The sequence below is a fragment of the Pseudomonas sp. BIGb0381 genome, assembly GCF_024809815.1.
Classification (GTDB): domain Bacteria; phylum Pseudomonadota; class Gammaproteobacteria; order Pseudomonadales; family Pseudomonadaceae; genus Aquipseudomonas.
Genome location: NZ_JANUEN010000001.1, coordinates 729,659 through 744,055, shown reverse-complemented (window position 1 = coordinate 744,055; position 14,397 = coordinate 729,659). Strand labels below are relative to the sequence as shown.

Annotated in this window: 2 protein-coding genes; both read right to left on the bottom strand. The window is 67.0% G+C overall.

The window, feature by feature from the left end:
• Positions 1 to 2: 2 nt before the first annotated feature.
• Positions 3 to 9,482, bottom strand: coding sequence for a non-ribosomal peptide synthetase (locus M2397_RS03570; RefSeq protein WP_259242300.1), 9,480 nt, complete (start codon positions 9,480 to 9,482; stop codon positions 3 to 5).
• 50 nt (positions 9,483 to 9,532) lie between these two features.
• Complete coding sequence (locus tag M2397_RS03565) at positions 9,533 to 14,338, bottom strand: non-ribosomal peptide synthetase (RefSeq protein WP_259242299.1); 4,806 nt, start codon at positions 14,336 to 14,338, stop codon at positions 9,533 to 9,535.
• Positions 14,339 to 14,397 lie beyond the last annotated feature (59 nt).

Genomic DNA, 14,397 nt, shown 5'->3' with positions numbered 1-14,397 from the left:
CTTCAGTCTTCCATCTCTGCCAGCAAACGCTGCATCTCATCCAGTGCCTGGTCGGTCGAAGGCCGCTGCGGGTTTTCGATCTGTTCGGCCAGGCCGGCAATGGTCGGGTTGTGGAACAGGCTGCGCAACTCGACCTTGACGCCGAAGCGGCTCTCCACCCGGGTCATCAGGCGCATCGCCAGCAGCGAATGGCCACCGAGCTCGAAGAAGCTGGTGAGCACGCCGACCTGCGGCAGATCGAGTAGCTCCTGCCACAGCTCGGCCAGTTCGCACTCCAGCGCCGTACGCGGCGCCACGCCTTGCTCGGCCTGCGCTTGCGGCGCCGGCAGGGCCTTGCGGTCGATCTTGCCGTTGGCATTAAGGGCGAAACGCTGCACCTGGATGAATCCGGCCGGCACCATGTAGGCTGGCAGCAGGCTTTCCAGATGACGGCGCAGCGCCACCTCGTCGACCGGGCTCGCGGCCTGCAGCCAGGCGAACAGGCTGTAGCTGCGCGCATCGAGCATGACCACCGCCTCTTCCACGCCGGGGTAACGGCGCAGCAGCGATTCGATCTCCCCCGGCTCGATGCGGAAACCACGCACCTTGACCTGGAAATCGGCACGGCCGACGTAGGCCAGGCGCCCATCGCTGCGTCGGCGCACCAGGTCGCCGGTGCGGTACATGCGGCTGCCATGCTCGCTGGCGAACGGATCGGGCAGGTACGCCGCTGCGGTGATCGCCGGCGCCCGCTGGTAACCACGGGTCACCCCGCTGCCGGCGAGATACAGCTCGCCGGTGCTGCCCAGCGGCACTGGCCGCAGGCATTCGTCGAGCACGTAACAACGGGTGTTGAGCAGCGGCATGCCGATATCGGCCACGCCGGCCGGCACTTCGCGCAGCGCCTGGGTGGTCGACCAGACGGTGGTTTCCGTCGGCCCATAGGCGTTGATCAGCCTCACCCCCTTGGCCAGCAGCACACTCACCAGTTCGGCCGGCACCGCTTCGCCTCCGATCAGGCCGCGCAGGGCCGGCCAGTCGTCACGCCCGGTTTCCAGCAGGATCTGCCAGCCGGCTGGGGTGGCCTGGAACACCGTGGCACGGCGCAGCAGATCGAACAGGCGGTGGCCATCGACCACCTGCTCGCGACGCGCCAGGAGAATGGCCGCGCCCTTGAGCAGCGGCAGGAACAGCTCCGGCTTGCACATATCGAAGGCGTAGGTGGTGCTGGCCAGCCAGACGTCCTCGGCCGTCAACGGCAACTGGCGGTCGAGGCCGGCAAGCAGGTTGCTCAGGTTGCCGCGGGTAACCTGTACGCCCTTCGGCGTGCCGGTGGAGCCCGAGGTGTAGATCACGTAGGCCCGCTGCAGCGGCACCACCGGTAATGCAAGGTCGTGCGCCGGCTGTTCGTCCAGCGGCAGGTGGTCGACGGCCAGGCTGTCGACACTGCCGAGCACGTCGGCGCAGGCCTGCTCGCTGAGCACCAGTTGCGGCCGCGCATGCTCGATGATGAAGCGCAGCCGTTCGCCCGGTTGCTGCGGATCCAGCGGCAAGTAGGCCGCGCCCGCCTTGTGGATCGCCAGGATGCTGGGCAGCAGCCAGGGGCCACGGGTCAGGCACAGGGCGACCAGATCGTCGCAGCCGACACCCTGGGCACGCAGCCAGTGGGCCAGGCGGTTGCTCAGGGCATTGAGCTGGGCATAGCTGTAGCGTTGCTCCTGGCAATCCACGGCCAGCGCATCCGGGGTGCGCAGGGCCTGGCGCTCGAAGCGCGCGATCAGATCCTGCGTCTCGCTCAGCGCATGCGCTGGCAGGTTCCACGTGCGGCGTGTCAGGGCATGATCGGCATTCGCCAGGTCGATATCCCACAGCCGCGCCTCGGGCCGCGCCAGCATGCCGTCGAGCAGGTGACAGTACTCGTCGGCGTAGCGTTGCATGGTGCTGGCGACGAACAGCTCGGTGTTGTACTCCAGCACGCAGTGCCAGGCGCTGCCGTGCTGCTCGATATGCAGGCCGATGTCCACCAGGGCGCTGTCGCTCTCGACATTCAGGCGCTGCGCCGGCAGGCCGGCAAAACCCTGGCCGACCGCCGCCACGTCATCGCGCTGGATCAGGTTGAACAGCGCCTGGAACAGCGGCGTATGGCTGAGATCGCGGCGTACCTGCAAAGCCTCCACCAGCCGCTCGAAAGGCACGTCGCCGTGCTGCTGCGCGGTCAGGTGGGTGGCTTGCAACGCCTGCCAGAACGACGCCACAGATTGCAGTGGGTCGATCAGGCTGCGCAGCACCTGGGTGCTGGCGAAATAGCCGATGAGGTTGTCGGTGTGCGCCTGCTGACGCTGCGCCACCGGCAGGCCGATCCACAGCTCGCGCTGCCCCGAATGCCTGGCCAGCAGCACTTTCCATGCTGCCAGCAGGGGCGCGAAGGCGGTCAGGCCATGGCGCTGCGCGGTGCTACGCAGGCGTTCGACCAACTCGACGGGCAGCTCGAAACGCAGGCGCCGCCCGTGGTAGCCCTGCTCGGCAGGACGTGGCAGGTCGGTGGGCAGGTCCAGCACCGGCGGTTCGCCGGCCAGGGCCTGCCGCCAGTAGTCCAACTGCGCTTCGATACGTGCCTGCCCGGCAGGGGTCTGCCAACTGGCGGCGACATCGCTGAACTGCAGCGGCAGCGGCGCCAACGCCGCCTGGGTGGCGCTCAGCTCGGCCTGGTAAAGACGTTGCAGCTCATCGAAGAAGATCTCCAGCGAGCGGGCGTCAGCGATGATGTGGTGCAAGGTGGCCTGCAGCACGCTCTGCCCTTCGCCCTGATACAGCCGCACCCGCCACAGCGGCGTCGCGCTCAGGTCGAAGGCGCGCTGCGCTTCCTCGCTCAAGGTGCGGGCGAAGGCCGGCGAATGTACATCCTGCTGCAAGGGCTCGACGCTGAGCAGCGTGCCGTGCAACTGCACGACTTGCTGCCGCGCGCCTGCTTGCGTCTCGCTGAACACGCTACGCAGGCTGTGCTGGCGCTCCACCAGTTGTGCCAGAGCGCGTTCCAGTACATCGGCTTGCAGAGTACCGTGCAGGTGCATGGCCAGTGACAGGTGGTAGGCCTGGGTGTCGCCCTGCAAGCGGTCGAGGAACCACAGCCGCTGCTGGGTGAAGTGCAGCGGCGCCGGCGCCTCGCCGAATGGCCGCAGGATGCTCTCGCCTGCGCCCTCGGCAGTGGCCAGGCTGGCCGCCAGTTCACCCAGGGTCGGGCACTCGAACACGCTGCGCAGCGGCAGTTGCCGCTCGTAGCGCTCGGCGATGCGCGCCACCAGCCGTGCCGCCAGCAGCGAATGGCCGCCGAGGGCGAAGAAATTGTCGCCTGCGCCAACCGCGTTGCAACCGAGCAGTTCGCACCACAGTTCGGCCAGTTGCGCCTCCCAGGGTTTGCTCAACTCGCCGTCGCGCTGACCTTCATGTTGGATTGGAGCCGGCAGCGCCTTGCGCTCGACCTTGCCACTGGGGCTCAGCGGCAAGCTGTCGAGACGCACGAACTGGCTCGGCAGCATATAATCCGGCAGGTGCTGCGCCAGTTGCACGCGTAGCGCGGCGTCGCCCAGGTCAGCACCCGCCGCCTGCGTGACCGAGTAGTAAGCCACCAGGCGCGCGCTGTCGCCGCTGCCGAGCAGCACCACGGCCGCTTCCCGCACCCCGGTGAGCCGCGCCAGCAGGGCTTCGATCTCGCCCAGCTCGATACGGAAGCCACGCAGCTTGACCTGGAAATCCAGGCGCCCCTGGTAGTCCAGGCTGCCTTGGGCGTTGCGCCGCACGCGGTCGCCGGTGCGGTACATGCGCGCCCCCGGCACGAAAGGATCGGGCAGGAAGCTCGCCGCGCTCAGGGCAGGTGCGGCGAAATAGCCACGTCCCAGGTTGGCACCCGCCAGGTACAGCTCGCCGGAAACGCCCGGCGCCACGGGTTGCAAGTCGGCGTCCAGCACATAGGCGGCGGTATTGACCACCGGCCGGCCGATCGGCACCTCCACCCCGCCGCTCTCGCCCTGACGCGGCTCGAAGGTGCTGTAGACAGTGGCCTCGGTCGGCCCATAACCGTTGATCACCTGGGCACCACGCTGCTCCATGGCCTCGGCCAGCGCGCACGGCAGGGCCTCGCCACCGGAAATGGCGCGCACGCCCTGCCAACTGCCCCCGGTGTGCGCCACCAACATGCGCCAGGTGGCAGGGGTGGCCTGCATCACCGTCGGCTGGCCGGCCTTGATCAGGCGGTCGAGGACTTGCGGGTCGCGTGCCTGCTCACGGTCGGCGAGCAGGATGCTGGCCCCGCGACTCAGCGGCAGCAGCAGCTCGACGATGGCGATATCGAAGGTCGCTGTGGTCAGCGCCAGCACCCTGTCCTGCGCCGTCAATGGCAGCACCTGCTGCACGCCGAGCATGAGGTTCATCAGGTTGCCACGGGCGATGGCCACGCCCTTGGGCTGGCCGGTGGAACCCGAGGTATAGAGCACGTAGGCGAGCTGGGCAGGATGCACGCTCGGTGCGCGGTAGGGCTCGGGGGTGGTCAGCGCATCGATATCCAGCAGTTCGCCGGCACTGCCCCACTCGGCCAGTTCCGCCAGGGACTCGGCATTGGTCAGGCACAACCGCGGCTGCGCATGGGCAAGGATGTAACGGCCGCGCTCGGCAGGGGTATCCTCGGCCAGCGGCACGTAGGCGGCGCCAGCCTTGAGAATGGCTAGCATGGCCATGGGCAGCCGCGCATCGCGCGGCAGGCGCAGGGCCACACGATCCTCGGCGCCGACGCCACGGGCCTGCAAGGCAGCGGCCAGGCGTTCGGCCGCCTGGTTCAGTTCGGCATAGCTCAGGTGCCGTTCGCCGGCCTGCACGGCGATGGCTTCAGGCTGCCCGGCGACCTGCCGTGCAAAGGCCTGCAGGATGTCTTCCCGGCCCTCCACAGTCTCACCGTGCAAGCGCGCCAGCGCGCGCTGCTCGGGCTGCCAGGCGAGTTCGCCCAGTACCTGCTGCGGTTGTTCGAGCACGGCATCGAGCAGCGCCAGATACTGCTCGAGCATGGCCTGCGCGGTCTGCTCGCGGAACAGCTCGCTGCTGTACTGCAGGCTCAGGGCGATGCCGTGTTCGCTGTCGCGCACGTCCAGATGCAGGTCGCACAGGGCGCTGTCCGGGCGATTGTCGAGCGGCTCGGCGATCAGCTCGGTCAGCTCGAAACGCTCCAGGGCATGGCCCGGGAAGTAGTTGAACATGGCCTGGAACAACGGGTTGTAGCTGACCTGGCGGGCCACGCCGAGCTGTTCGATCAGGTAGTCGAAAGGCAGGTCCTGATGCGACTGCACCGCCACGGACAGCGCCTGTAACTCGCGCATCAGTTGCAGCAGGCTGGTCGTGCCGGAGAGCTTCTGGCGATAGACCAGTGTATTGACGAAGCAGCCCACCAGCGGCTGCAACGCCGCGTGATGGCGGTTGGCGGCCGGCACCCCGACGAGGATGTCGTGCTCGCCGCTGCGGCTGCGCAGCAGCAGCTGGAAGGCGCAGAGCATGGGGATGAAGTTGCTCCAGCCGTGGCTCGCGCTGAATGCCCGCAGGCGCGCCGCCAGCGCATCCGGCAGGCGTTGCTCGACGCGCCCGCCGGCCTGGCTGGCATGGGCCGGCCGGGGGAAGTCCGCGGCCAGTTCAAGCACCGGCAATTCGCCGGACAACTGCTCGCGCCAGTAGGCAAGCTCGTCCTGGCAGGCGGCGCTGTCCATCCACTGGCGTTGCCACAGGGCATAGTCGGCGTACTGCATCGGCGCCTCGGCCAACGCCGGTTTACGCCCCTGGCGCAGCTCGCGGTAATGGCTGCAAAGACCGTCGATGATCAGTTGCAGCGACCAGCCATCGGCGACGATATGGTGGCAATTGAGCGCCAGCACATGCGCCTGCGGCCCGAGGCGATACAGGCAGGCACGCAGCAGCGGCGCACTGTCCAGGGCAAACGGAGTCATCGCGTCCTGGCGCAGCAGGTCGTGCAGCTGCGCCTCACTGGCCACCTCGATCAGCGGCAAGGCCAACTCGGCCTTGGCGAGAATGAGCTGCGACGGCTCACCGCCGTCGCTGACGAAACGGGTACGCAGGACTTCGTGCTGATCGACCAGGGCCTGCAAAGCTGCCTGCAGGTCAGCGACATACAGGTCGCCGCTCAGGCGCACCGCGCCGGCCAGGTTGTAGGCCGGGCTTTGCGGCTGCAGTTGCTGGAGAAACCACAGGCGCTGCTGGGCGAACGACAGCGGCAAGGTCTGCGGGCGCGGCAGGCGCATCGGCGTGGTTTTCTCGCCGGTCTGCTGTTGTTCCAGCCACTCGGCCATGGTGGCGATGGTCGGGCGCTCGAAGACCACGCGTAGGGGCAGTTCCTTGCCGCTAAGCTTGCCGATCTGGCCGATCAGTTGCGTGGCCAGCAGCGAATGCCCGCCCAGCTCGAAGAAGTGATCATGAATGCCGACCCGCGCGAGCCCCAGCACGCCCTGCCAGGCTTCGGCCAACTGCGCTTGCAGCTCACTGCGCGGCGCCACGTAGCGCGCCTCGCTCTGCGCGGCGAAGTCGGGCGCCGGCAGGGCCTTGCGGTCGATCTTACCGTTGGCGTTGAGCGGCATGCGCTCGAGCAGCATGAAAGCGCTGGGCAGCATGTAGGGCGGCAGGTTGGCGGCAACGAACTCGCGCAGCGCTTCGATGGAGGGCTGCGGCTCGGCCACCAGGTAGGCGACCAGCACCTTGGCGCGCTGCTGGTCGTCACGGGCCAGCAGCACCGCTTCACGCACGCCGGGGTAACGGGTCAGGCAGGCTTCGATCTCGTCCAGCTCGATACGGTGGCCGCGAATCTTCACCTGGTGGTCGGTACGACCGACGTACTCCAGCTCGCCATTGGCCAGAAAACGCGCCAGATCGCCGGTGCGATACAGGCGGCTGCCGTCGTTGGCGATGGGGTCGGGCAAAAACACCGCCGCAGTGCGTGCCGGGTCGGCCATATAGCCACGTCCAACCCCCACGCCGGCGACGAAGATTTCACCCACCGCACCGCGCGGCACCGGTTGCAATTCAGTATCGAGCAGGTACAGACGGTTGTTCAGAGTGGCGCGACCAATCGGCACACTGCTGCGCGCCTGGGCCAGGCGCTCGGTGAGCGGATGGAAGGCCACGTCGTCGGAGCATTCGGCCGGCCCGTAGGCGTTCATCAGCGGGATGCCGGGGTAGCGCTCGAACCAGCGCCGCGCCAGCGCCGGTGGCAGCGCCTCGCCAGTGGCCAATACCCAGCGCAGTGCGGTGCGCTCCAGGCCTGCCTCGAGCAGGCTCTGCATCAGCGACGGCACCGCTTCGAGAATGCTCACGCCATGGCGAGCGATGGCCTCGGCCAGGGCCTCGGGGTTCTGCATCACGCAGTCGCCGAGAATCACCGTGCGCGCCCCCAGCACCAGGCCGGCGAGGGTCTGCCAGACGGAGATGTCGAAGCACTGCGGCGCGCTCTGGGCGATCACGTCATCTTCATTCAGGCCCAGGCCCGGCAACTTGCCAAGCATGTTGTTGAGCATGCCGGCGTGGGCCACCATCGCCCCCTTGGGCGTGCCGGTGGAGCCCGAGGTGAAGATGCAGTAGGCCAGCGACAGGCCATGCACGGGAATGTCCAGGTCAGCATCGCTGTAGCCGCTCAGGGTCGCTGGCTCGTAGCGGATCGCCGCCGGCGGCTGCGCCATCTGCTGCAGCGCCTGCTGTGCCAGCTCACCCTGCTCCACGCCATGCAGCAGCAGCGGCGAACGGCTCTGGGTGAGCACTTGGGCCAGGCGTTGCGACGGATTGCGCGGGTCCAGTGGCAGCCAGCCGGCGCCAGCCTTGAGTGTGGCGAGGATCATCACCACCAGGTCGAGGCCACGCTCATCGAGCAACGCCAGCAGGTCGCCGTCCTGCACGCCATTGGCGCGCAGATGACGGGCCAGTCGGTTGGCCTCCCGGTTCAACTGATCGAAGCTCAGGCTGCGCTCGCCATGCACCATGGCGATTCGCTCGGGGGTGCGACGCACCTGCTGTTGCAGGCGCTCGACGTACAGCGGCTGCAGTTGCGCCGCGTCCGCCGCCAGGTCACCGCTGGCCCAGGCGTGCTGTTGGGCGATCTCCGCCGCATCGAGCATGGCGATGCGTTGCAGCGGGATATCCGCCTCGCTGACCAGGCTGTCGCCCATGTTCAGCAGCAGCGTGCGGAAGTGGCGCAGCATCTGCTCGACTTCCTCGCGCAGGAACCAGTCGGTCTGGTAGGTCAACTGCAGGTGCAGGCGCTCGCCGGGCACGATCACCACGGTAACCGGATAGTTGGTGTGGGTGCGGTTGGCCATGTCGCTGATCAGGTAGTCCAACTGGCCCTGGCGCAGGCTGGCGGAGATCGGCGCGTTCTCGAAGACGAACAGGCTCTGGAACAGATCCTGGCGCTGTACCTCGCTCCAGCTCTGGATCTGCGCCAGCGACACGCTTTCATGTTCGCGCAGGCTCAGGTTCTCGACCTGCAAGGCCTTGAGCCAGGCACCGAGGGACTGCTGCGGTTGCCAGCTCCAGCGCAGCGGCAGGCTGTTGATGAACAGCCCGACGATGCTCTCCATGCCCTGCATGTGCACCGGGCGCCCGGCCACGGTGACGCCGAACAGCAGGTCACGATTGCCGCTGTAGCGCGCCAGCACCAAGGCCCAGGCACCCTGCACCAGGGTGTTGAGGGTGATGCCCAGACCGCTGGCGGCCTGCTGCAGGCCCTGCGTCTGCTCGACGCTGAGGTGCTCGACGCAATCCTCCACCGGCTCCGGCGCATCGATCACGCGGCCAGGGTGGCCGAAACCGAACTCGGTGGGGGTGTCGAAGCCGGCCAGGCGCTGCTGCCAGAAGGTCTGATGATCCTCAGGCTTCTGCTGCTCCAGCCAGCGGATGAAGTCGCGGTACGGGCGTGGCTTGGGCAGCTCCAGACGCCGCCCTTCACGCGCGGCGCGGTAACCGTCGAGAAAGTCCATCATGATGATGGAGAAGCACCAGGCATCCATGAGGATGTGGTGATAGCTGCGCACGAACTGGTAGGTGTCCGGGGCCAGCTTGAACAGACGCACACGCATCAGCGGTGCCTGGGTGAAATCCAGCCCCTCGCGACGCTCCTCGGCCAGCAGATGTTCCAGACGCGCCTGCTGCTCGGCCTCGTCGATATCCGACCAGTCCTCATAGCTGATCGGCAGTTCGACCTGCTTGTGCACCACCTGCATCGGCCGCTTCTGCTGCTTCCAGACGAAGGAGGTGCGCAGCAGCTCGTGGCGCTCCACCACCTGTGCCCAGGCCTGGCGGAACGCCTGCAGATCGAGTTGCGGCAGCACCATCACATGGCGGTACTGCAGCAGGTACATACCCTTGCCCGGGTGCATCAGGCTGTGAAACAGCAACCCCTGCTGCATGGGAGCCAGGGGATAGATGGCCTCGATATTGCGGGAAAGTGCTTTGACCTTATCGTTCATGCCGAGGGTCTCCTTGCCATGGGCTGGGGATGTGGGGGCGCCGGGGGTGCTCATTGCAGTTGCTCGAGCAGACCGAGGAATTCGTCGTCGGAAAGCCCCGAGTCGGCGAAGTCGGCAGCAGTGGCACGACCAACCTCGGGGGCCAGGCAGTGTTCGAGCAGGGCTTCGATACCCTGCTGGAACTGCTGCGCCAGTGCGCCGATCAGGGCCTGGTCATGCACGTGCGGGGCGTAGCGCCATTCGATGTGCAACTGGCCTTGGTCGACCAGGGCAGTCACGTCGAGCAGATGGGTGCGGCGGGTGTCGGGGGCGCGCATGGCCGGGCACAGCGGCTGCGCCAGGCGCCACAGGCGCGAACCACCCAGCCACTGGTCGACCCGTCCCAGGTAGTTGAAGGTAAGCAGCGAAGCGGCACCAAGCCCGTGCTGTGGATCGAGGCGCAGCAGGCCGTAGCCGATGCCCTGCTCCGGTACGCGGCGCAATGCCTCCTTGGCGGCGATGATCGCCTCCTCCGGCTGTTCGGCGGCACGCACGGCCAACGGGTAGCGGCTGGTGTGCCAACCCACCGACCGCGACAGATCCGGGCCCTGCTCCCAGCCACTGCGACCGTGGCTCTCCATCTCCAGGGTAACCTGCTCGCGCCCCAGCCATTGGCCGATCGCGCCAGCCAGTGCCGCGACCAGCAGATCCTGCACCTGGGTGCTGTAGGCCCCATGGCAGTCGCCCAGCAACAATTCGGTTTTCTCGAGGGACAGTTTCGTTTCCAGCGTGCGGCTTTCGCCATACAGGCTGACATCTCGGGCTACCTCGCCCTCCTCGGCCAACTGCGCGTGCCAGTAGTCGCGTTGGGCCAGCACCTCGGGGGCCTGGCGATGACGCTGCAAGGCCTCGCTCCAGCGATCAAAGCGGGTGGAAACCACCGGCAACGAAGCCTGCGGGTCGTGGTACAGGCTTTCCAGCTCCTCAAGCAGCACCTGCCAGGACACCGCATCGACCAGCAGGTGGTGCGCCGTGCACAGCAGATGCTCGCTGCCGGTGAAATACACCCAGCGGATCAAAGGGGCTCGATCCAGTTGCCATCCCTGCTGCCACTGCTGCAGCAGCGCGTCGTCCAGCGGCTGTTCGACCACCTGCAGCAGCGTGTCGGCCATCGCCGCCGACAGCGGCTGATAGCGTTGCTGCCAGCCCTGCCCGCTCTGCTCGAAGATCAACCGCAGGCTGCTGTGACGCTGCAACAGGATCGCCAGTGCCTGGGCCAAACGCGCCGGTTCCAGCGGCTGGTGAACGGCCAGCAACAGGGACTGGTTCCAATACTGTGGCGTGGTCTGCCGCTGGTCGAAGAACCAGGCCTGGATCGGCGTCAGGGCGAAAGCGGCGCTCGGCTCGGCGTTATCGACCTTGGCGTGCTCGGCCACACTGGCGAGGTCCACAGCCTGCTCGGCCCAGCCGCTGACCGAAGGGAACTCGAAGACCTGCTTGGGCTTGAGCTGCAGGCCCTGCTGCTTGGCACGGGCGATAATCTGCAGGCTGAGGATCGAGTCGCCACCGACCGCGAAGAAGTTGTCGTCGGCTTGCAGATCGGGCTTTTCCAGAATCTCCCGGGCAATCACCAACAGCCGCTCGACCCTGGCGCGCTGTGGCGTCTGCGCCACCCGCGCCAGCGCCCGCACGCTTGGCTCCGCGAACAGTTGCTTGGGGGTGAGGGTGATCTGTTGCTGGCGCGCGCGGGCAATGATCTGCAGGCCGAGAATCGAATCGCCGCCATGGGCGAAGAAGTTGTCGTCCGGGCCGATGTTCGGGTTGCCCAGCAGTTCACGCCAGATCGCCAGCAAGGCGCTTTCCAGTGCATTCAACGGCTGTTCGGTACGCGCTTCGAGATTACGCGGCGCTTGCTCGGCCAGGTTCAACAACGCCTGACGATCGACCTTGCCATTGGCCAGCAGTGGCATCGCCTCCAGGCAATGCCACTGCGCCGGTTGCATGTAGTCCGGCAGGCGCGCCTGCAACGCGGCCTGAATGTCCGCCAGTGCGCTCGGCGCGGCGACCAGGAAGGCCACCAGGCGGTTGCCGGTCAATGACGTCGGTGCGTTGAGCACGCGCACGTCATCGACCTGGGGCAGTGCACGCAATTGCGCTGCCACTTCCGAAGGCTCGACGCGGTAGCCGCGAATCTTCACTTGCTCGTCCAGGCGCCCGAGGAACAGCACCCGCCCCAGATGATCGAGGCGTACCCGGTCACCCGTGCGGTAACCCAGTGCACCGAAGCGCGCCCGATCGGCCTCGCTGGCACTCAGGTAGCCACGCGCCACGGTCGCGCCCTCGATATACAACTCGCCGCTGACGCCAGCCGGCAGCACTGCGCCATCCGGCCCGCGCACGCTGACTCGCACGTTGCCCAGGGGGCGTCCGAGCGGTGCGTCACCCTCACCTTCGAGGTCGTGGGTCAGCACGCCCACCGTGGTTTCGCTGGGCCCGTAGTGGTTGACGATGCGCAGCTGCGGGCTTAGGGCGCGCACCCGCGCCAGCAGATCGGCGCCCGGGGCTTCGCCACCGAGTACCAGGCACTGGCGCGGCAACAGGCGCTGCGGCTCGCTGGCCACCAGCAGGGCGTTGAGGTGCGAGGGCACGATCTTCAGCATGTCCACGGGCTGCTGCCCGAGCAGCGCCGCCAGCGCCTCGGCATCGAAGGCCAGCGCTTCGTCCAGCAGGCACAAGCGCCGGCCGCTGAGCAGCGCGCCGAACAAGGCGGTGTGGCCCAGATCCGTGGCGCAACTGGCCAGACTCGTCAGGCTGGCGTCGGCGCTCAAGCGCAGGCGTGCCAGGCAGGCGCTGGCATAGTGAATAAGGTTGCCCTGGGTCACCTCCACGCCCTTGGGCCGTCCGCTGGAGCCGGAGGTGTAGACCACGTAGGCCGGCAAGTCCGCCGGCACGCTGGTGCGCAGCGGCGCATCGCTGAACAGCGCCTCGACCGGCACGGCCAGCCACTGCACCTGCGTCGGTAACCAGTTTGGCCGTTCGCCCTCACCCACATAGACCCTGGGCGTTGCATCCAGGCAGATGTCCTGCAGACGCGACTCGGGCCACTGCGGGTCGAGGGCCAGATAGGTCGCGCCGCACTGCCAGGCGGCGAGCATATGCATCACCAGTTCGCGGCTGCGCGGCAGGCAAAGGGCAACCCTATCACCGCTCGCACTCAGCGAACCGTGCAGGCGCTCGCCACGGGCGACCACGGCCCTGGCCAGTTCGGCATAGCTCAATTGCCCCTGCTGATCCTCCAGCGCGATGGCCTGGGGCTTCTCCATGCAGTGTTTGGCAAAAGCCTTCCAGGCGCTCTCTTCCGGTACCGGCAGGCGTTCGCCAGACAATTGCGAACGCTGCTCGAGAGGCAGCCAGTCCAATTCGGCAAACGGCACGTCCGGCTGCTCCATGGCCGCCATGACCAGGGCAATGAACTGCGCCTGAAAACGCTCGACGCTCTCGCGCCGATACAGCGCCTTGCTGTAACGCCAGCGCCCGATGAATTCGGGCAGGTCATCGATGATCACCAGGTTCAATTCGTGGGCCGCACCACGCTGCTCGCCAATCATGCGCTCGATGTAGCGCTCGAACGGCACGTCACGCTCCTTGTTCAGCGTGAACATGTGCTGGAACACCGGTGCCCGGCCCCTCTGCCGCGGCAGATCCAGATGCTTGGCCAGGCGCGCGAAGGGATAGTGACGATGGCGCAAGGTCTGCCGGACAGTGGCAGCCACCTGCTTGGCCCACTCAGCACTGGACAGGTCACGACGCAAACGGCAGCGCACCGGCAACGGGTTGACCAGATAGCCCGGCAGTTCAGCCTGCTGGCGCTTCAGGCGCCAGCCACTGGGCGTACCGAGAACGAAATCATCCTGCCCGGACAGCACCCCGAGAAATTGCTGGAACAGTGAGAACCAATAGACGTAGGGCGTCACTCCCAGGCTTTTGGCGACCGCAAGCAGCCGCTCGCTGTTGTCCGCGCCAAAATGGAACGACAGCTCTCCGCCCTCGAAGCCCTGGGTGCTGCAATGAGCGAAGTCGGTGGGCAGCTCCAACGTCGGCGCATCGGCCAGCTGCGCCTGCCACCAGGTCAGTTCCTCGGCCTCGATCGCCTCGCTGCGCAGGTACAACGCGCTGCACCAGTTGCGATAGGCCTCGGGGTCGACATCGGCAAGCACGTCGCCATCGACCAGGGAGAACAGCTCACTGAACAGCACGTCGAAGGTGGTCAGGTCGGAGGCGATATGGTGGATGCCCAGCAGCACCGTGTGCTCGACACGGTCGCCCAACTGGTTGCTCAACAGCACCAGCCGGCTGATCTCACCGGCAGCCAGATCGAAGGGTTTGTCGGCCAGCTCGATGACACGTTGCTGCACACTGGCCGCATCCGCGTCCTGCCAGATTTCGCATTGCAGTGAGGTGGGCTGCGGGCGGCTGTCCCACTGCAGCAACTCGCCATCACGCTCGACATAGGCACTGCACAGGTGCGGATAACGCTGCTGCACCGTCTGCCAGGCCCGCTCCAGACGATGCGGCAGATCCGCCCAGAGGTACTGCGGCCTGATACGCCCGGCCAGGGCGATGTTGTAGGCGCAACTGCCGGGCTCCATACGCTGCAGGAACCACAGGGCCTGCTCGTTATCGCTGAGCGGGCGCGCCTGGAAGTAGTCCGGGTGGCGCGCCAACCAGGCCAGAATTTCCGCACTGCGCGCTTGCAGCTCACGCTCCAGCTCGGTACTCAGGGCCTCAGGCAAGCCAGTGGAAATCATCAGGCAGCCTTCGCTCGCGGACATGCGGATACCGCGCAGCCAGCAGTCATGCATCAGGCGATCGAACATGTGTCGTCCTTCATCGTGAGGATTCGAGGTCAGCCAACTTGGCAGTGGCTTCGAGGATT